General features: G+C 42.9%; 14 protein-coding genes and 4 tRNA genes. 10 read left to right on the forward strand and 8 right to left on the reverse strand.

The features are described from left to right. The first annotated feature begins 274 nt into the window (after positions 1-274). The 6 genes from AC2VOY_RS11160 to AC2VOY_RS11185 all read left to right on the forward strand — a co-directional run bounded on the left by AC2VOY_RS11160 (position 275) and on the right by AC2VOY_RS11185 (position 7,496). Positions 275-2,800, forward strand: a complete 2,526-nt coding sequence (locus tag AC2VOY_RS11160) for a molybdopterin-containing oxidoreductase family protein (protein WP_491831438.1) — start codon at positions 275-277, stop codon at positions 2,798-2,800. Next, a complete protein-coding gene (locus tag AC2VOY_RS11165) occupies positions 2,797-3,618 on the forward strand; it encodes a 4Fe-4S dicluster domain-containing protein (RefSeq protein WP_491831439.1) in 822 nt (273 codons plus the stop codon). The genes AC2VOY_RS11160 and AC2VOY_RS11165 overlap by 4 nt, the downstream gene beginning before the upstream one ends. After that, on the forward strand, positions 3,615-4,382 hold the full coding sequence (locus AC2VOY_RS11170) for a cytochrome b/b6 domain-containing protein (RefSeq protein ID WP_491831440.1): 768 nt from the start codon (positions 3,615-3,617) through the stop codon (positions 4,380-4,382). Before AC2VOY_RS11165 ends, AC2VOY_RS11170 begins: the two co-directional genes overlap by 4 nt. 184 nt (positions 4,383-4,566) lie before the next feature. Continuing rightward, positions 4,567-5,484 carry a glutathione S-transferase family protein gene (locus AC2VOY_RS11175; protein WP_491831441.1) on the forward strand — a complete coding sequence of 306 codons (918 nt, stop codon included), beginning with the start codon at positions 4,567-4,569 and terminating at the stop codon, positions 5,482-5,484. Positions 5,485-5,651: 167 nt separating this feature from the next. Beyond that, positions 5,652-6,974, forward strand: a complete 1,323-nt coding sequence (locus AC2VOY_RS11180) for an anaerobic C4-dicarboxylate transporter (RefSeq protein WP_491831442.1) — start codon at positions 5,652-5,654, stop codon at positions 6,972-6,974. A 225-nt stretch (positions 6,975-7,199) separates the two neighbouring features. Continuing rightward, the gene (locus tag AC2VOY_RS11185) at positions 7,200-7,496 is read left to right on the forward strand and encodes a hypothetical protein (protein ID WP_491831443.1); all 297 of its coding nucleotides are present in this window, start codon (positions 7,200-7,202) and stop codon (positions 7,494-7,496) included. Between the two features lie 205 nt (positions 7,497-7,701). Here the strand turns inward: AC2VOY_RS11185 and AC2VOY_RS11190 are convergent, their stop codons facing one another. The 6 genes from AC2VOY_RS11190 to AC2VOY_RS11215 form a co-directional block, all read right to left on the reverse strand. Further along, positions 7,702-9,066: an 8-oxoguanine deaminase gene (locus tag AC2VOY_RS11190; protein WP_491831445.1), complete on the reverse strand. Its 1,365-nt coding sequence runs from the start codon at positions 9,064-9,066 to the stop codon at positions 7,702-7,704. A gap of 24 nt (positions 9,067-9,090) precedes the next feature. Then, positions 9,091-10,521: a nucleobase:cation symporter-2 family protein gene (locus tag AC2VOY_RS11195; RefSeq protein ID WP_491831446.1), complete on the reverse strand. Its 1,431-nt coding sequence runs from the start codon at positions 10,519-10,521 to the stop codon at positions 9,091-9,093. A gap of 436 nt (positions 10,522-10,957) precedes the next feature. Then, a tRNA-Tyr gene (locus AC2VOY_RS11200) sits at positions 10,958-11,042 on the reverse strand. Between the two features lie 80 nt (positions 11,043-11,122). After that, positions 11,123-11,207, reverse strand: a tRNA-Tyr gene (locus tag AC2VOY_RS11205). Positions 11,208-11,311: 104 nt separating this feature from the next. Then, a tRNA-Tyr gene (locus tag AC2VOY_RS11210) sits at positions 11,312-11,396 on the reverse strand. A 104-nt stretch (positions 11,397-11,500) separates the two neighbouring features. Next, positions 11,501-11,585, reverse strand: a tRNA-Tyr gene (locus tag AC2VOY_RS11215). Between the two features lie 450 nt (positions 11,586-12,035). Between AC2VOY_RS11215 and AC2VOY_RS11220 the strand changes: the two genes are divergently transcribed. From AC2VOY_RS11220 to AC2VOY_RS11230, 3 genes are all read left to right on the forward strand, one after another. Beyond that, positions 12,036-13,157, forward strand: a complete 1,122-nt coding sequence (locus tag AC2VOY_RS11220) for an efflux RND transporter periplasmic adaptor subunit (RefSeq protein ID WP_491831448.1) — start codon at positions 12,036-12,038, stop codon at positions 13,155-13,157. After that, entirely contained in the window at positions 13,158-16,280 is a 3,123-nt protein-coding gene (locus tag AC2VOY_RS11225) for a multidrug efflux RND transporter permease subunit (RefSeq protein ID WP_491831449.1), read from the forward strand. A gap of 190 nt (positions 16,281-16,470) precedes the next feature. Next, entirely contained in the window at positions 16,471-16,944 is a 474-nt protein-coding gene (locus AC2VOY_RS11230) for an Lrp/AsnC family transcriptional regulator (RefSeq protein ID WP_491831450.1), read from the forward strand. Here the strand turns inward: AC2VOY_RS11230 and glpT are convergent. Beyond that, entirely contained in the window at positions 16,939-18,300 is a 1,362-nt protein-coding gene (glpT, locus tag AC2VOY_RS11235; RefSeq protein WP_491831452.1) for a glycerol-3-phosphate transporter, read from the reverse strand. The genes AC2VOY_RS11230 and glpT overlap by 6 nt on opposite strands. A gap of 258 nt (positions 18,301-18,558) precedes the next feature. Further along, a complete protein-coding gene (gene tesB, locus AC2VOY_RS11240; protein WP_491831453.1) occupies positions 18,559-19,419 on the reverse strand; it encodes an acyl-CoA thioesterase II in 861 nt (286 codons plus the stop codon). 92 nt (positions 19,420-19,511) lie between these two features. On the opposite strand from tesB, the gene AC2VOY_RS11245 reads away from it, so the two are divergent. Beyond that, the gene (locus AC2VOY_RS11245) at positions 19,512-20,042 is read left to right on the forward strand and encodes a hypothetical protein (RefSeq protein WP_491831454.1); all 531 of its coding nucleotides are present in this window, start codon (positions 19,512-19,514) and stop codon (positions 20,040-20,042) included. Positions 20,043-20,057: the final 15 nt, after the last annotated feature.

Below are 20,057 nucleotides of genomic sequence, written 5' to 3' on the forward strand. Positions count from 1 at the left end.
ATTTATATTTAATAAATACAGGCTGTTTTTTTTGTTTTTGAATAAGTTAAATATCTGTATCCACTTTGTATATATAATATTATTTATCTCATATATAAAATAATAGATTGAATAAATAGATATAAAATAGCTATCAAATATAAATACTAATTGTTATCAATTTTATCTACTTAGATTTATTTTCAGCTTATTAAACTTAACTGATTTAGATCATAATTTGTTACTACTTTGGTGTTAGATTTGCTTGCATAATTAAAAACCATGAGAGTCAAGTATGTCTAAATCTATCAATAACCGAAGTTGTAGTCGCAGACAATTCTTAAAAGGCGCAGCCGGCGCTGCTGCGATGGGTGCAATTTATAAGCCTGCACAAGCTGCTAATATTGGTCATGTCAGCCGTTTAAAGGTCACAAGCGCCACCTATCTTTACGAAAAGAAAGTTCCCATTCTATGTCGCATGTGCGCGCAAACTTGTCCTGCCTTTGCCATTGTTGATCAAGGCAAAGTGGTGCGTATTGAGAATAATCCAGTGAACCAATATGCCAAAGTATGTGGTCGTGGCCGCGCTGGGATTGGCGCTCTTTATAGTCAAGATCGTATCCAAACGCCTTTAATTCGCGATGGTGAACGTGGCGAAGGGAAATTTAGACAAGCCTCATGGGATGAAGCATTAAATAAAGTTGCAGAAAAAATTAATGGATTAAAAGCAAAAAATAGTATTGAAAAACTTTATTATTTATATCGTTATACATCTGCGCCAACATATGACAAAGCTTTTTTCCATTTATTGGGTACGCCAAATATTATCGATTATGCCGATACTTGTTGGACTAGCACTGTATTTGCACAAAATATGGTGTTTGGCAAAGGCGGCGCAGGCGCATTTACTTCTGATTGGGGCAATGCCAAATATGGCGTCTTTATTGGTAAAAACCCAGCCGGCTCAGTAATTGGTTATGGCTGGTCTGGTTTAGTTTCTAAAGCTCAACTAAATGCCGTGCCATTTACGATTGTTGATCCGCGTCGCCCATCTGAACTGGGTCAAGCTTATGCCCAGTGGTTGCCGATTCGCCCTGGCACAGACACAGCATTTTTGCTGTCAGTGATGAAATATCTTGTAGAACACAACAAGGTCAACATTAAAGCGATTAAGCAAACCACCAATGCCGATCAGCTGATTGATAAACATAGCATGCAACCATTTGGCGAGAGTAAAGATTATTGGGTCTATGATCTCAAGCAAAACCAAGTGGTGCAGCAATCCAATGCCCAAGAAGCAGCGCTGGAAGGCGAGTTTGAATATCAAAATCAAACCCTTGTTCCTGCGTGGCAGGTATGGCGCGATTCACTTCTAGCCTTAGATGAAAATAAACTTTTTGCTGAGTCAGGGATCAGCAAAGAGCAGGTTCAATCGGTTGCTGACCGTCTTGCTGATGCGATGCCACATTGTTTTGTTGAGCTTGGTTATCGCTTCTCACGCCATAGCTCAGATATGCGCGCTCAGTTAGCTGCGATTCAGCTAAACTTGCTACTCGGAACATTCAATCAAAAAGGTGGGATCCTCGCGAACCGCAACGCAGCACTTGGTGGTGCGCCGATTCAAGTTCCAGATCCTAAGGCGCAGTCTTTTACCGCTTGGTATCAAGAAAATCGCCCAGATTATTGGGGCTTACATGGCACATCACATCGTGCATTGGTTGCCAAAGCTTTTCATGAGCAAATGCCAAAAGCCCCAGAAATGCTCTTCTTGTGGGGGAATAATTTACTTGGCGGCGCAGCCGGTGGCAATGATATTGAAATGATGCTGAAAAAAATCCCAAGCATTGTCGGTGTGTCACCGTTTTGGAATGACACCTTAATGTACGCTGATGTGATCTTGCCTGATTGCACTTATCTTGAGCGAGATGAGCCACTTGGCGCTGATTTTAAAACCTTAGTGCCAGTGATTGGGGTGCATAAAAAAGCCATCGATCCTTTATTTGAATCGAAACCTGGGGATTGGATTTTAGCTCAATTAGCAAAACGTGTACTTTCAGAAACTGAGTATCAAACCTATTTTGCGGACCTTGAAAAAAATGGCTTTGAAACTTTCAAACAAAACCAGTTTGCAGGGGTAACAGGGTTAAGTTTACTTGATAAAGCGAGTTTTCCGCAGTCATTGGCAGATCTTGAAGCGCAAGGCGGTTGGTCTGGTGAGCGTGGTGATACCAAGCTTACCTCGATTGCGCCAACCGGACGTTTTGAGCTGTATAGCACCCAACTGGCAAAAATTTATAAAGATTATTCTCAAGAAAAAGACGAAAGCCTACGTCAGCATGCCTCTCCATTAAACCATCAACTGCCACCACTTTGGTTGCAACAAACACGTGAGCTTGGCAAGGATGAATTTGTTCCGGTAACCGGCTTCTCGCCACTGGGCAGTTTCACTGGTGCGCAAGCGCGTAATAACGGCTTATTGCACTTTTTGCAGCAAGAAATGCATTTTAGTGATGTATTGATGAACCGCAAACGCGCTGAAAAGCTGGGGCTTCAATCGGGCGATAAAGTTCGTCTTTGGTCCTTGGATGATAAAGCCGATGAGCAAATTGCAACGCTGCAATTGACTGAAATCCTGCATCCTGATGCCATCTTCTCGTATTACTGTGGCGGCAACGGACGTTTTGGTCCCAAAGAGAAACTGCACTTGGCCGCCCAAAGTGGGATTAACGTCAATCAGTTTGGCAAGATGCGCAGCGCGCCGGGTGTGCATACCCATACCCCACAAGATGTGATTTTAAAAATTGAGAAGGTTGAAGCATGAGTGATGTAATTTTATATGATGCAATAGATTGCATTAACTGTATGGCGTGTATGACGGCTTGTAGTAATGAAAATCGCTTGCGCCAAAGCCGTCAATTTCACGCGGATATTGCGGTATCTGCCAACACAAGCGCAGATGAGACCTATTATTTAAGACCTGTGAAAACAGAGGCCGGTGAATACCCAGAGGCAAAAACATTGGTTGGTTTTAAACATTGCCACCATTGTGAGAAAGCGCCTTGTCTTGAAAACTGCCCAGCGCATGCGATTGAGCGTCGCCCAGGCGGGCAAGTGGTGATTGATGAAGCAACATGCATCGGTTGCCGTACTTGTATCGATGCCTGCCCATTTGATGTGCCTGTGTATAACCCAGCTACGAATACCGCGAGTAAATGCATTGGCTGCTATGACAGAGTCGAAAGTGGCCTAAAACAAGCGTGCGTGAGTGCGTGCCCAACTGGCGCTATGATAAGTGGCACGCGTGAAGAAATGGTGCAAGAAGCATTGCGTCGCCAAGCGCATTATCAATCACATCTCGGCCAAGATATTTTGGTTTATGGCGTGGACGCGCCAAGTCGATATGTGGGTGAGCTAAATTGGATAAGTATTGCGCCGCAGGAATATCAAGAAGCCTATTTATTGCCTGAATCACCTGCGGCAACCGGCATGCAAATTCGTAATGTATCCAAAAGCTTAGGCAGCTTAGGCATAGGCGCAACACTGGTTGCTGCGGCGGCTCATGGGCTTTTCTATATGAAACATCGCAAGCAAGAAGTGCAGCAAGCAGAGCAAGATAAAAATGAGGAGAGAGGACAATGAAACCTGAACAAACCAAGGAGAAAGTCCTAGCCTTTAATGGCATGCAGCGTTGGTATCATAAACATATCATTCACTTTATGTTCTTTTTTATCATCACCGGCTTGCCTGTGCTTTCGCATAGTTTTTCATGGCTTGGGTATTTATTTGCATGGCCTTATGATTTTATCAATGGCACAGAAGGTGTGGTGCTGGCCGATGGCTTAAATGTCGCGCGTATGCTGCATCGTGTGTTTGCTTTCTTGTTTGTCTTTAGCTCGATTCCTTTTGTGATATATATGCTTAAGCACATCAAGGAATGGCATATCTGGCCGGAGAAAAGCTGGCATCCCAAAACCATGTTAAAAGGCGCGCAAGAGGTGATTTATACTTATTCGACCTTTAAGCATGGCCAAGTTGGTAAATATAATATGGCGCAAAAGTTGATGGCGTGGGCGATTATTGCATTGGTTGTGCTGATCACAGTCTCTGGCGGCGTCTTGATGTTTCGTGATAGCTTTAGCCTAGGCGTGCAAGCATTTTTTCGCATGGTGCATGCGGTGAGCTTCATCGGTTTAATGATCTTGATGATTTGCCATATCTATTTTGCCGTTTTCCCAATTAACCGCGCGGGCCTAAAGTCTATGTTTGGTGATGGGATGCTATCAAAAGAGCATATTAAACATCATCACCCATTGTGGTATCAAAAATTGACGACAAAAGATGAGCCAAAAGCTGCGCAAGATGAGGGTGATGTGAGCCAAGCAGACTCACACAAAGCGAAATAATTTCATCAAGCTTTTATCTTATTAGCTTTATATAGCCTTGCGCGTCATGATCTTGATGCCAAGGCTTTTTTATGCTCTTAAGTCTAGCTTCAGATTATTCGAACATCTCTATTAAGAGGCTTGTCTCGTCTGATTTTTTCTTGCTGCTACACTTAGTGAGAACTCTTCAATAAAAGGCGAAGCAATGGGCAAATTAGTGGAAGGAAAATGGCGCGACGTTTGGTATGACACAGACAAAAGTGGCGGCAAATTTGTGCGCGAAGATGCAGGCTTTCGTGATTGGGTAAAGGATGCGCCTGATGCTAAATTTAAACCAGAATCAGGACGTTATCATCTGTATGTATGTTATGCCTGTCCGTGGGCGCACCGCGTCTTGATTATGCTTGGGCTAAAAGGTTTAACCCAGCATATAGAGGTGACCGCTGTCAGTCCTGATATGCTTGAAAATGGCTGGGAGTTTCAAGAGCCAGAGCCTTTATATGGCTACACCAAGTTGCACCCAGTTTATACCCATGCCAAGGCTGATTATACGGGGCGGGTGACAGTGCCTGTGCTTTGGGATAAACACAATCAAACCATAGTCAGCAATGAATCTTCGGAGCTTATCCGCATGTTAAATAGTGAATTTCATGCATTGAGTTCAAATCAAACCGATTATTACCCGCAAGATAAACGCGCACAAATTGATGCTTGGAATGATGAGATTTATCCAAATTTAAATAATGGCGTGTATCGCGCAGGGTTTGCCACGACGGCAGAAGCGTATGAAGAGGCTTTTGACAAAGTTTTCGCTTGCTTAGATAAAGTCGAAGCGCATTTAGCTCAGTCAGATTATTTGGTTGGAGAAAGTTTAACCGAAGCGGATATTCGCTTGTTTACGACCTTGATCCGCTTTGATGCTGTGTATGTTGGTCATTTTAAATGCAACCGAAACCGGATTGAAGATTTTCCGCATATTTTTGCTTATATGAAACGTATTTATGCGCTGGAGGCGGTTAAATCAACGGTCGATTTCGGCCAAATAAAGCGCCATTATTACTTTAGCCACAAGCAATTAAATCCGACCCAAATTGTACCCAAAGGGCCTGATTTAAACTTATAAAATACAAAACTTAAATCATATTTTTCATGGTTGTAAGTGAAAACTATAATTGATTTTATAACTTATAAAACAAAAGCTTAAATGAATATTTTGTTGTTCTAAAACAATTAATAATAATTTCAGACTTGTATCGTTATATAAGAAATTTATATAACAAGGTTATGATTATGTTTTATGTACACATGCTTTTACTTTTAGCTATTATCTTTGTCGGGATAAGATTTGGCGGGATAGCCTTTGGCCTATTAGGTGGGCTTGGGGTGAGTATACTCACTTTTGTGTTTGGTGTGACACCGGGCGAGCCGCCTGTGAGTGTGATGCTCATTATTTTAGCTGTTGTGGCCGCGTCGGCGACCTTAGAAGCAACGGGTGGTCTCAAATTACTTGTTGCTTATGCAGAAAAGCTATTGCGCAAACATCCAAGTCAAATCGTTTTTCTAGGCCCTTTATGTACTTATTTTCTCACCGTTTTAGTGGGAACAGGGCATAGCGTTTACCCACTTTTACCTGTGATTTACGATGTTTCGATTAAAAAAGGGATCCGCCCTGAACGCCCAATGGCAATTTCTTCTGTTGCCTCGCAAATGGGGATCACCGCAAGCCCTATTGCAGCGGCAGCTTCGGTCGTGATGGCAACAGCATTTGATCACAATTTAGATATCACCCTTATTGATGTGCTTCAAGTAACGATTCCTGCAACCTTGGTTGGTGTGCTTGCTGCGGCAACATGGAGCTTATTTAGAGGCAAAGATTTAGATAAAGATGAAGAATATCTAGATCGCTGTAAAGACCCTGAATTTAAAGCAGCCTTGATCGATGAAGAGGTTGGCACTGATACCTCAATTTTAGAAGATAAAAAAGCGAAACTAGGCTTGAATATTTTCCTCGGCGGGATTGCATTTGTCGTCTTTGTTGCAATGTTTGGACACTCTCTTGGGTTTTTACCTGAAAAGGTTGGGATGTCGGTCGCCATTCAGTTTTTAATGCTTGCAGTGGGTGCTGTCATTTTACTTATCACTAAGGTTGATCCAAAAGCGATAGTAAAAACGAATGTCTTCACCGCAGGGATGAGCGCTGTGATCATCATCTTCGGGATTGCATGGATGAGTGACACCATCATTACTTTCCATAAACCGTACTTAATTGAAATGGTTAGCGGCATGGTCGCATCACATCCTTGGACATTTGCGCTGGCTATGTTTGCATCATCTGTTTTTCTAAAGAGTCAAGCTGCCGTGTTGACGATTATGTTCCCACTTGGCGTTTCCCTTGGGATCCCAACACCTGTATTAATCGGTGTGATTCCTGCGTGTTATGCATATTTCTTCTTCCCATTTTACCCATCTGATTTGGCAGCTATTACCTTTGACCGTTCAGGAACCACTCGCATTGGTAAATATGTCTTAAACCACAGCTTTATTATTCCTGGGTTTATTGGTGTTGGCGTAGCAACGAGCGTCGGATATGCCTTATCTATGATGCTAAATTAGATGCAGAAGAAGAGAAATAACAGATATTCGATCATAAAATAATCAAAAAGAAATATAACCACCATAAATACAAAATAGATGCGCCTTGCAAATTTGCTGCGGCGCATCTTGTCGTAGGCATACCTTATACTCTTCCCATAAACGATGTGGTTAATTAAGCGAGAATTTTATATTGCTTATTTTTCCTACAAGTTAATTGATCATTATTATGTGAAGAATGAAGCCATGACAAAAACAACAAGAACAAGCTCGTCGTTGATCTTATTGATAGAGATTTTAAAACGCATTCCTAAGTCTCATAAAATTACCGCATCTCAATTGCATCAACAGCTTGCTCTGGCAGGGATTAATCGTGATTTACGTACGATTCAGCGCAATTTAGAAATGTTATGCAAGCATTTTGACATTATTCGTGATGATCATGACAAGCCTTATGGCTATCGTTGGAAACAAGCCAGTGCTGGCTTATCTATTGCTAATATGACGGCAGAAGAAGCATTGTTTATTTTGCTCGCTATTTGAATATAGAATATATAACAGGCGCACAAGATGTTGTGTTAGCCAAAATAATGCCCTTAGGCTTAGTTCAAAAGGCGTAAGATTTAAGGTTAACTTATATCTGAAATCAATCAAACGCCTCAAAATATATCTATATTTGATATTAAAGCAGCAAATGTTTCAACCTTTAGCTTCGAGCGCCCAAAAGGGTTTCGGTTGAAAGATGAGTCTAACTCGCCATAAACCGACTCACTAATTTTTTTGCCGCCTGCTGGTGTCGATTCAGTAGCGCATCTAAGTCTAAGCCGATGACTTGACCATCATGAACGCGCCACTTTCCGGCAACCATAACGCGATCAGCCTGTTGTGCGCCACATAATAGTAGGGCAGCAAGCGGATCATGGCTGCCAGAAAAGCGAATATCATCAAGCTTAAACATTGCAATATCCGCTTGTTTGCCTATGTTGATGATGCCAATATCACGGCGACCCATCGCCAATGCACTGCCTCGTGTTGCCCAGCGCAGTGCATCAAAATGCGTGACTTTGGCTGAGCCGTATTTAAGGCGCTGCAAGTACATCGCCATGCGCACTTCTGCAATCATATTTGAGCCATCATTGGAGGCACTGCCATCAACGCCAAGACCAACTTTGACGCCCGCAGCTTCCAGTTCAAGGTTACGGCAAATCCCAGAAGCAAGCATCATATTGGAAGTCGGACAATGTGAAATCCCAACTTTTGCCTGGCCTAAACGTTTAATTTCTTCATCATTAAAGTGAATACCGTGTGCAAGCCAAGTATTTTCGCTCAGCCAACCTGTATCTTCTAAATAATCAACAGGGCGCATACCAAACATTTTCAAGCAAAAATCTTCTTCATCTATGGTTTCGCACAGATGGGTGTGCAGCATCACATTATGTTTGTGTGCAAGGGTTGCGGTTTCACGCATTAAATCTGTGGTGACGGAGAAAGGGGAGCAAGGGGCAAGAGCAATTTGCGTCATTGCGCCTTCTTCGGCTTGGTGATATTGCTTAATCAAACGTTGGCTATCATCTAAAATAGCTTGCTCGGTTTGAATCGTTTGACGTGGTGGCAGGCCGCCTTGATCTTCACCCAAGCTCATTGAACCGCGTGTGAAAATTCCGCGAATGCCAAGCTTTTGCGCCGTTTCTACCTGAATATCAATCCCATCTTCCAAGCCTTGTGGGAAAAGATAATGATGATCGGACGCTGTGGTGCAACCAGACATTAACAACTCAACTAAGGCAAGCTCAGATGCCACTTGATGCATTTCTTGATCAAGCCCTGCCCAAACAGGGTATAGGGCTTTGAGCCAATGAAATAACTCTTTATTTAGTGCGCCTGGGTAGGCGCGAGTCAAGGTTTGATAGAAGTGATGATGCGCATTGACAAGACCCGGTATCACCACATGCTCGCTGGCGTCAATCACATGATCGACAGGTTGGCGAGGTTGGCTATCTGCGCTAACTAACTCACAAATGTGATCATCTTCAATCACAATTCCGCCACGGGCTAAATTATCATCTATACCGGTATAAATTGCCTTTGGGTTTTTGATCCAAGTTTTTGACATCATCCTTCCTTTTGTGTCGCAGTATTATTTATTGGGCGTTTGTAAGGTTTCAATCGCCTGTTGTTTTAAAGCTTCTTTTTGCGCTTCAATTAAAGTGAAGTTAGGTTGCATATGTTTGTCATCACCGTCATCTGTTTCTACATGATTTACCTGTTCTTCATTTTCTTTATCTTGGCGTGAGGTTGGCAGTAATAAGTTCAGTAAAATCGCAACAATTGTACCTGTGGTGATCCCTGAGTGCATAAAGCTTGCAAGTGCTTTTGGAAAGTGCTGCACAAGTTGTGGCTCATAAGTCACGGCAAGGCCGGCGCCAAGGCTGACACAAATCACAATTGCATTACGGCGTGTATCGGCTGCGCGTAATAAGATGCGGATCCCAGCATAAGCTATCATGCCAAACATCACAAAACCGACACCACCTAACACTGGCTTAGGAACGCTCACGGCAAGGGCTGCAAATTTAGGGAAAAGGCCTGCAATCACAAGCAGCGCACCAGCGGTTGCGACCACAAAACGACTCGCCACTCCGGTGATACCAACAATCCCGACGTTTTGACTAAATGAAGCCAGAGGCATTGCTGTCATGACTGCCGCGAGGGAACTGCCCACACCATCTGCAAGCACGCCACGTTTAAGATCTTTACCCGTCACTTTGGTGTGACAGTTTGCTGCAACAGCCATAAAATCGCCGGTTGCTTCTGCGACGACAATAACATACGCCAGACTCATGCTTAAAATGGCACCTAAATCAAATGTCATGCCATATTTCAAGGGAATAGGCGTTCCAACCCAAGCAGATGCGCCGATTTGGTCTAAATCAACCATACCCATGCCAAAAGCTGCGATATAGCCGCCAATAAGGCCAATAACAATGGCAGAGGCTGCAATCACGCCTTTGGCATAGACGGAAACCAGAATGACAATACCTAGTGAAAGAGTGGCTAAAAAGACTTTAGGTAAGGTGGCAAACTCAGGACTTCCTTTTGGTGCATCACCAATCCAGTTCATCGCAACGGGTAAAATGGTCAAACCAATTAAAGTGATCACCACGCCACTGACCACATCAGGAAAGAGTTTTTTGATCTTTTCCATAAAAAAGCCGGCAATAATCACCATAAAGGAACCAATTAAGGCCGCGCCCATGATCCCTGCCATCCCTTGCTCTTTACCTATGATGATCGCCACACCAAGAAAGCCAAAGCTCGAACCCATGACCACAGGCAGACGTATCCCGACAGGGCCAAGACCTAAGCATTGAATGATAGTTGCGATCCCGCCAACCAGTAGAGCTGCGCTCACAAGGTTTGCGACTTCAGCTGGTGGGAGGCCAACCGACGTGCCAACGATTAAAGGCACAGCAACAATCCCGCCGATGGAAGCCAGTAAATGCTGTAAGGCGAGGAGGAGGGTAGTATTTAGTGGCGGCTTTTCATTTAGGCTATAAAGTAGTTTCATGACAAATCCTTTTCATTCATTCCATATGTATAAGTGATCTTCCATTTTCTCCTTTAGATAAAGCAATATGTATGCCATTTTAGTAAATTGTATCCAATCTGTTACAGCTAAAATATAAAGGTTAATTTAATCATTAACTTATATTGTAAATTAGACTCAAAATTCTTTGTTATCATTTTTATGCTTTGAATTGTTTTAAAGCAAAAAGCACGAACTGATCATTTTTTGCACTAAACTTAGGCATAAATGTACGGATTTAGTGCAAAAGGCGAATTCATATATGGTTTAAATTATTTCTGCTGGACTAAGTAAAGCTTAAAATTTCAACTTTTGTGTACAAAATGGGCGAGAGATTGTATAGGATAAGAAACTTGGGATAGAGATCAAAAAAAACCAGCAACAAGGCTGGCTTTATGTTCTCATAAAGAGAGAAGAATGGTGGAGGAGGACGGATTCGAACCATCGAAGGCGGAGCCGGCAGATTTACAGTCTGCTCCCTTTGGCCACTCGGGAACTCCTCCACAAATTTTGTATTGATAAGCAGGCCTAATAGCGCTAATCAAATTGTCATATAATAATGCAAAAGCACTATAAGAAAGAATGGTGGAGGAGGACGGATTCGAACCATCGAAGGCGGAGCCGGCAGATTTACAGTCTGCTCCCTTTGGCCACTCGGGAACTCCTCCACAAATTTCGTATTGATCAGCTGGCCTATAAGCGCCAATCAAATTGTCTTTTTTATACCGCACGAGCAACGTGCTATATAATCATTCTCAAAAGAGAAGAATAATGGTGGAGGAGGACGGATTCGAACCATCGAAGGCGGAGCCGGCAGATTTACAGTCTGCTCCCTTTGGCCACTCGGGAACTCCTCCACAAATTTCGTATTGATCAGCTGGCCTATAAGCGCCAATCAAATTGTCTTTTTTATACCGCACGAGCAATGTGCCATATAATCATTCTCAAAAGAGAAGAATAATGGTGGAGGAGGACGGATTCGAACCATCGAAGGCGGAGCCGGCAGATTTACAGTCTGCTCCCTTTGGCCACTCGGGAACTCCTCCACATTGTCGTTTTGTTTAACAAAGAATATATCTCTCTAAACAAGAACGGGGCGAATAATAACAAACTTGTTCAGGGTGTAAAGTAGTTTTTTAATTTTTCTAACTGCTTGCTTGGTTTTTGTGCGTTTTTAATTGTCTTTGCAGCTTTCTTGCGCAAGGTGTTGAAAACTACAACAGTTTTATATTCTTATCTAATTTTAAGCGCTTATCATCTTATAAGGACAAGTTTGTTGATATTTGCTGCTTGAAGCGGCATTTTGGAAACGTGACAAATAGTTAAAAATGTTTCAAAGATCATTAAGTATTCATCATACATTTACATACCTTGACATCACTTTACTTAGAAGTCTGTTAGACTTATTAATAATAGATCTAATGTTTTAGAGCGGACTGCTATTTGCTTGTTTTCGCTATTGTTATCAACTTCTGTATCTTTATATGTGATGGATTATGACTCTCAAACACACTTTTAAACGCCCTTTTGTCCTTACGTCTCTCGCCCTGATCGGGATGACTTGTTTTAGTCTTTCTGTAAATGCCATGCCTGAGGCGAAACAAACGCGCACGGCAACGGCTGTTGGGGTTGAAGATGTTGAGGCATATCCGATTGCGCAGAGCTTGTCTTTAATCGCCAAACTTGATGCAAAAACGTCAGTAGAGGTTACGCCAGAGGTTACAGGTAAAGTTGAGAAAATTTTGGTAACTTCCAATCAAATGGTCCAAAAGGGCGATGTTTTGATTGAGCTTGACCGTGAAAAAGAGCAAGCAGCCGTTGCAGAAGCGCGTGCTTACTTACAAGATGAACAGCGTAAAGCAAATGAATATCAGCAGCTTATAAAGCGAAATGCGATTAGTAAAACTGAGCTTGCAGCGCAACTAGCGAGCGCTAGTATTGCCAAAGCGCGCTTAGATGTTGCTTTGGCGGATCTTTCTGATATGACAATTAAAGCACCGTTTGCTGGCACCATCGGCTTAATTGATTTTAGTTTAGGTGAAATGGTCGATACAGGGGAGTCTTTATTTACTTTAGATGATTTGTCTATGATGCGTCTGGATATTCAAGTGCCGGAGCGTTATTTATCCCAGCTGCGCACAGGTATGCAAGTTGAAACCCAATCGGATGCTTGGGGCGATCGCAAGTTTATGGGCAAAGTGACTTTTATTGATACCCGTATTAACCCAAATAGCTTGAGCGCTCGTATTCGTCTTGAAATCCCAAACCCAGATGGCTTATTAAAACCGGGGATGTTAATGAGTGCACGCCTCGTCTTCCCTGATATTGATGCGCCTATTATTCCGGTGCAAGCTCTTGAATATTCAGGTACTAAACGTTATGTCTATGTCCTTGGTGAGGATAACAAAGTTCAACGTACACAAGTGGTCTTAGGCTCACGTGTTGGCGAAAAAATCGTTGTTGAAAAGGGCCTCAAGCTTGGACAAACCATAGTGACGAAAGGCTTAGTCAACATGCGAGATGGTTTAGAAGTGAAGATATTGGAACGTTATGATCCGCAATCTGGTGAAGCGCTACCTGTGAGCACTGAAAAAACTGAGCAAGTTGAGGGTAAATAAATGTGGATTTCTGATGTATCAGTGAAAAGACCCACGGTCGCGATTGTTTTAAGCCTCTTGCTTTGCGTCTTCGGTTATGTCTCGTTTACCAAACTTGCTGTGCGTGAAATGCCAGATATCACAAGCCCAGTGGTCACAGTTTCAACCAGTTATGACGGGGCCTCGGCCACCATAATGGAAACTCAAATTACCACAGTGCTTGAAGATCAGCTCTCTGGGATAAGCGGCATTGATGATATTGAATCTGTCACTCGTAATGGCAGTTCGCGCATTACGATTACCTTTGATCTTGATTATGACTTAGAAACCGGTGTGAGCGATGTGCGTGATGCGATTGCACGGGCGCAGCGATCATTACCCGATGAAGCCGATGATCCTATTGTTTTTAAGGACAATGGCTCTGGGGAAGCCGCGCTATATATAGATGTTGCTTCGGATAAAATGGATCGCACCCAGTTAACTGATTATGTCAACCGAGTGCTACTAGATAGATTTAGCTTATTAACTGGCGTGAGTTCAATTGATGTTGGCGGCGGTTTAAATAAGGTGATGTATGTGAAGCTCGACCCGGTGCGTATGGCTGGGTTGTCGATCACCACTCAAGATATTCGTGATGCGTTGAAGGCTGAAAACGTCGAAAATCCAAGTGGTGAAGTGCGTAATGACACCACCTCAATGACAGTACGTACTACTCGTAATTATTTGAGCGCAGATGATTTTGATTATTTAGTTGTCAAGAAAACATCGGATAATCATTTGATTTACCTGCAAGATGTCGCCGAAGTCTATCTTGGCGCAGAAAATGAAAGCTCGATGTATAAAAGTGGCGGTAAAACCGTTGTCAACATGGGGATCATCACGCAAACCGATGCCAATCCGCTAAATGTGGCGAACCTTGTACGCGAGCAGGTCGATCAAATTCAAGACTTTCTACCCGATGGCACAACGCTTGAGATTTCGTACGATGCGACTGTGTTTATCGACCAATCGATCGATGAAGTGTATAACACCTTGCTTATTACTGGTGGTTTAGTCATCTTGGTACTGTATATCTTTCTTGGCCAAGTTCGGATCACGCTTATTCCTGCTGTGACTGTGCCAGTCTCATTGATTTCAGCCTTTATGGCCGCGTATTTCTTTGGGTTTTCAATTAACCTTATCACCTTACTTGCGTTAATTTTGGCAATTGGTCTGGTGGTGGATGACGCCATCGTTGTGGTTGAAAATATTTATCACCATTTAGAGCAGGGCGAACCGCCACTTTTAGCCGCGTACAAAGGCACCCGAGAAGTTGGCTTTGCTGTGATCGCAACCACTCTTGTGTTGGTGATGGTCTTTTTACCTATCTCATTTATGGATGGGATGGTCGGCCTTCTGTTTACTGAGTTTTCGGTCTTGCTCGCGATGGCTGTGCTCTTTTCATCACTGGTGGCATTAAGTTTAAGCCCCGTGATGGGCAGTATGCTACTTAAAGGCAATACCAAACCAAGCAAACTGACGCAGTGTTTAGATAAAATCTTTGAGCGTATTGAAAATACATACCGAAGAATTCTTAAATTTGCATTAAAAATGAAATGGCTAGCGCCAATTTGTATCTTGGCTTGTATTTTAGGTAGTGCGGCTTTAGTGAACTTAGTTCCATCACAGCTAGCGCCAAAAGAAGATAGAGGGGTTATTTTTGCCTTTATTAAGGGCGCAGATGGCACAAGTTTTAACCGTATGAGCCAAAATATGGATATTGTCGAACAAAGACTTAATCCATTGGTTGAAAATGGTACCTTACGTACCTTTAGCTTATCTGCGCCTGCATTTGGCGGCCGCGCTGGGGATGAAACAGGTTTTGTGATCATGAACTTACCTGATTGGCAAGACAGAGATTTCACAGCCCAACAAGCTTTGGGGATCGTAAGCAAAGCCTTAAAAGATATTCCAGATGTACGTGTGCGCCGAATGATGCCAGGTTTTCGTGGTGGCTCAGACTCACCTGTTGAATATGTGCTAGGTGGCTCAGATTATGCCGAGCTGAACAAGTGGGCCAATCAACTCAAAGAACAAGGTGAAGCTGATGGCGTCTTAAGCGGCGCAGACTTAAATTACTCAGAGAAAACCCCGGAGCTTGTGGTCACGATAGATAAAGACCGCGCAGCCGAGCTTGGGATCAGCGTGACAGATATTTCTGATACGCTTGAGGTGATGCTTGGCGGGGTCAATGAGACCACCTTTATTGAGCGCGGGGAAGAATATGATGTCTATGTCCGCGGCGATGAAGATAGCTTTAATAATGCTTCTGATCTTAGCCAGATTTACTTACGCGCTGCCAACGGGGATTTAATTACTCTTGATTCAGTCACTAAGATTGAAGAAGTGGGCTCCGCTTCACGCCTTGCACACAACGACAAGAAAAAGTCGATTACCTTGAGCGCCAACTTAGCTGGAGATTATACTCTTGGTCAAGCGCTTGATTATTTGGATGATTTAGCAATTGATACCTTGCCACCAGATATCAGTATTGCCTACAGTGGTGAATCAAAAGACTTTAAAGAGAACCAATCAAGTGTGGCGATTGTATTCGGTTTAGCACTTTTGGTCGCATACCTTGTGTTAGCCGCCCAGTTTGAGAGCTTTATCAACCCATTGGTAGTGATGTTTACTGTACCTATGGGCGTATTTGGCGGCTTTGTCGGTTTAGTATTGATGCAACAAGGCTTTAATATATATAGTCAAATTGGCATGATTATGCTGATTGGGATGGTGACTAAAAATGGCATCTTAATCGTTGAGTTTGCCAACCAATTACGCGATCAAGGCAAAGAATTTAAACTTGCTATCGAAGATGCAGCAGTGAGGCGTTTACGTCCAATTTTGATGACAGCATTTACCACTATTGCAGGTTCATTACCGCTAGTCTTCTCAACTGGCGCAGGTTATGAAAGTCGCGTTGCCGTCGGGACAGTGGTGCTCTTTGGGATGAGCTTTGCGACGTTGGTGACCTTATTTGTGATCCCACAAATGTATAGTTTGATCTCCAAACATACGAAGTCACCGGGGCATGTGGAATCCTTATTAAATAAGGCACTAGAGCAAGATACGGCGAAGCGTCATAATCATGGTGAGTTAAATTAGATGTAGCTTTATGGGCTTACATAGAGCAAAACAAAGGCGCAGTCCAAATCAAAAGGGCTGCGCTTTTTTCTATTTAGTATAAAATTACCGTAACGAATTGGTTTAATAGAAAAATTTTCTACAAATCGACATGAGTTAAATTTTTTAAAATTAGAACTGGAACGTATGCGCTTGAATAAAAGGGATAAACATGAAAATTAGCTTAGATAGTACGGATAAAAAAATTATCGATCTTCTGCAACAAGATGCAGATTTATCCCTTGCTGAGATAGCCCAAGCGGTGCATTTAACCACAACGCCATGCTGGAAGCGTTTAAAGCGTATGCAAGATGCTGGGGTAGTGCGTAAAAAAGTCGCTTTATTAGATGCAGATAAATTAGGGCTTTCGTTTGTCGCCTTTGCGCTGATCAAAACCTCAAATCACTCCAATGCGTGGTATCAAGACTTTGTGGCGGCGGTGAGTAGCTTTCCGGAGGTGATGGAGTTTTATCGCATGGCAGGGGAGTATGACTATATGCTCAAAGTCGTCGTGACAGATATGCCAGCCTATGACTTCTTTTATAAAAAATTAGTCAATTCTGTGGCTGGCATTTCTGATGTTACGTCCACCTTTGCGATGGAAAAATTAAAGTATACGACGCAATTGCCGTTAACAAATTTATGATGCTGAGGTTGTTATCGCTTGTGCATTGGCACGTTTTGTCTCTCCAAAGTGCGCAATAATAAAGCAAATAATCGAAATGACGCAGGCACCAACGAGTACGCTAAAGCCGCCATCCCAACCATATATATCAACGGTAAAGCCTAAAATAGCGTTGGCTGCGACGGCGCCCCCTAAATAACCGAATAATCCAGTTAAACCAGCTGCTGTGCCTGCCGCTTTTTTTGGCACCAATTCAAGTGCATATAAACCAATCAGCATGACTGGGCCATAAATCAAAAAGCCAATTGCAATGAGTGCCGCCATATCAACACCAGGGTTACCCGCAGGGTTATACCAATAAACTAAGACCGCAATCGTCACCAGTAGCATAAATAAAATACCCGCTGGCGCGCGCTTTCCTTTGAATAATTTATCGGAAATCCAACCACATAATAAGGTGCCAGGGATACCTGCCCATTCGTATAAGAAGTAAGCCCATGAAGACTTATCAACAGTGAAATGCTTCACTTCGCCAAGATACACAGGTGCCCAATCAAGCACGCCATAACGAATTAAATAAACAAATGCATTGGCGATCGCAATGATCCATAAAATTGGATTATTAAACACAAACTGGAAGAAGATCTCTTTTGCCGATAGCTCGTTCTCATGCTCTTTTTGGTAATCTTCGGGGTAATCATTATTATGCTCTTCAATCGATGGTAAGCCACAAGATTGTGGTGTATCACGCACGGTGAGCCAGATAAAAAAAGCAACCAACAAAGCAAACAGCGCAGGCACGTAAAACGCAGAGCGCCAATCATCATTAAATGCCCATAAACCCAATAAGAACATAGGTCCAATAAGGCCGCCGCCGATATTGTGTGCGACATTCCAAACGGATACGATTTCGCCGCGTTCTTTCTTTGACCACCAATGCACCATAGTTCTGCCACATGCTGGCCATCCCATGCCTTGGAACCAACCATTTAAAAAGAGCAAAATAAACATTGCGGTGACACTGCCTGTTGCCCATGGCATAAAGCCAAAACAAAGCATCACAAGAGACGACATAACCAAGCCAACGCTTAAAAAGTACCTAGGGTTGGAGCGATCGGAAACACTTCCCATAATAAATTTAGACAGACCGTAAGCAATGGAGACCGCAGAGAGTGCAATTCCAAGCTCACCACGACTAAAGCCTGATTCAATCAAGTAGGGCATGGCCAAACTAAAGTTTTTACGGACTAAATAATACCCAGCATAACCAAAGAAGATCCCAAAAAATAGTTGCCAACGTAAACGGGAGTAGGTGGAATCCACTTGGTTATCGGCTAAGCGCTCGATATGAGGTTTTGGTTTGAATATAGAAATCATAAATAACCCTTTATTTGTTATTGGTATATTCGAGCATAATTTTGGTTGTTATTTGCTCGGAATCTTTCGTTTGAAGATTCTTGGGGTAATTTACGATCGAAAATAATAAAGTAAACTTTCAATATTTAAAAAATGCGCGTTCGCTCATAAATATTGCATTTTTGTTACAAAATGGCTAGTAAAGCAGAAAAATAGAGTGGATATAAAAGATCGTGCATGTATCAAACTAGGGCTACATGTTCGCAGCCCAGTCTTGGATTATCCTTTAAAGCGCATCACGCCTTCTTGAACAGCAGTTGCAACCAATTCGCCTTGGCGATTATAGATATTACCGCGGACAAGCCCACGTGTGCCGCTTGCATTTGGACTATCAATCTCATACAGCAGCCATTCATCCATTTTAAATGGGCGATGGAACCACATCGAGTGATCAATGGTAGCGACCTGAAACTTAGGTGTGAATAATGATACTTTATGCGGGAATAATGCGGTGACTAAGAATCCCCAATCCGAAGCATAACCTAATAAAAATTGATGTATATTTTGAGCATCTGGTAAGCTACCGTTTGCTTTCATCCATAAATATTGTTTTGGTTCAATGGCTTGTGGGCGCATAGGATCATTGACCACCACAGGGCGGACTTCAATCGCTTTATCTGGCGAGAAGGCTTTTTTGACTGGCTCAGGCAGGTGTTCAAGATACGGCTGAATCAGCTGTGCTTCATTAGCATAATGCTCAGGCCCTTTCACTTCTGGCATCAGGGTTTGATGCTCAAAGCCTTCTTGCTCAGTTTGATAGGAAGCCGTGAGATAAAAAATTGGACGCCCATGTTGCACCGCTTTCACGCGGCGGGTTGAGAAGCTTTTGCCATCACGCAAGTTTTCAACATCATAAATAATTGGTGAGTGAATATCCCCTGGTAATAAAAAGTAGCTGTGGAAGGAGTGTAAGCCGCGATCAGCTTCGACTGTGTACCCCGCAGCGGCTAAAGCTTGACCGATCACTTGACCGCCATAGACCTGTGGCAGGCCTAAATTTTCACACTGTCCTCGAAATAGGCCAGTATCTAACCGCTCAAGTAAAAGAAGTTCCTGTAGTTGTTCTAATTGTTTGCTCATTGTGCCTCCTAGATGCTATGATTTTGATTATTGGGGGTATTACTCTCAATAACAAGTGATTCGATATAATTAATTTACTATTTAGAGGTCTTATGAAAAAGTCAATCCTATTTGCATCATCTATGGTGCTAGCAACATCTCTACTAGCTGGCTGTGGTCAACCAGAAGAACCAAAAACAGAAACAGCTGAGCAAGTTCAAGAAGTAAAAGATCAAGCAGTTGACGCAGCAGCAGCAAAAGTTGAAGCAACAAAACAAGCAATCGAAGCTGAAGCTGCAAAAGCTGAAGCCGATGCAAAAGTTGCAGAGCTAAAAGACAGCGCGGCTGAGCTGAAAGATCAAGTTGCAGATAAAGTTGCTGAGAAAACTGAAGAAGCAAAAGCAGCAGCAACTGACGCAGCAGACGCAACTGCAGACGCAGCATCTGATGCTGTTGATTCAGCAAAAGCTATGGCATCTGACGCAGCTGATGCAACATCAGAAGCAGCAGCTGATGCAACTGATTCAGCAAAAGCTATGGCATCTGATGCAGCAGACGCAACATCTCAAGCAGCATCTGACGCAGCTGATGCAACAGCAGACGCAGCATCTGATGCCGCTGACGCTTTAGAAAAAAAAAATTAATTAACCAAAACGCCA

The organism is Vibrio sp. KMM 9700 (assembly GCF_058545285.1).

Bases quoted from the DNA above. Each gene is read 5' to 3' on its own strand.
- AC2VOY_RS11160 (WP_491831438.1), top strand. From the start codon at position 275: ATGTCTAAATCTATCAATAACCGAAGTTGTAGTCGCAGACAATTCTTA.
- AC2VOY_RS11165 (WP_491831439.1), top strand. From the start codon at position 2,797: ATGAGTGATGTAATTTTATATGATGCAATAGATTGCATTAACTGTATG.
- AC2VOY_RS11170 (WP_491831440.1), top strand. From the start codon at position 3,615: ATGAAACCTGAACAAACCAAGGAGAAAGTCCTAGCCTTTAATGGCATG.
- AC2VOY_RS11175 (WP_491831441.1), top strand. From the start codon at position 4,567: ATGGGCAAATTAGTGGAAGGAAAATGGCGCGACGTTTGGTATGACACA.
- AC2VOY_RS11180 (WP_491831442.1), top strand. From the start codon at position 5,652: ATGTTTTATGTACACATGCTTTTACTTTTAGCTATTATCTTTGTCGGG.
- AC2VOY_RS11185 (WP_491831443.1), top strand. From the start codon at position 7,200: ATGACAAAAACAACAAGAACAAGCTCGTCGTTGATCTTATTGATAGAG.
- AC2VOY_RS11190 (WP_491831445.1), bottom strand. From the start codon at position 9,066: ATGTCAAAAACTTGGATCAAAAACCCAAAGGCAATTTATACCGGTATA.
- AC2VOY_RS11195 (WP_491831446.1), bottom strand. From the start codon at position 10,521: ATGAAACTACTTTATAGCCTAAATGAAAAGCCGCCACTAAATACTACC.
- AC2VOY_RS11220 (WP_491831448.1), top strand. From the start codon at position 12,036: ATGACTCTCAAACACACTTTTAAACGCCCTTTTGTCCTTACGTCTCTC.
- AC2VOY_RS11225 (WP_491831449.1), top strand. From the start codon at position 13,158: ATGTGGATTTCTGATGTATCAGTGAAAAGACCCACGGTCGCGATTGTT.
- AC2VOY_RS11230 (WP_491831450.1), top strand. From the start codon at position 16,471: ATGAAAATTAGCTTAGATAGTACGGATAAAAAAATTATCGATCTTCTG.
- glpT (WP_491831452.1), bottom strand. From the start codon at position 18,300: ATGATTTCTATATTCAAACCAAAACCTCATATCGAGCGCTTAGCCGAT.
- tesB (WP_491831453.1), bottom strand. From the start codon at position 19,419: ATGAGCAAACAATTAGAACAACTACAGGAACTTCTTTTACTTGAGCGG.
- AC2VOY_RS11245 (WP_491831454.1), top strand. From the start codon at position 19,512: ATGAAAAAGTCAATCCTATTTGCATCATCTATGGTGCTAGCAACATCT.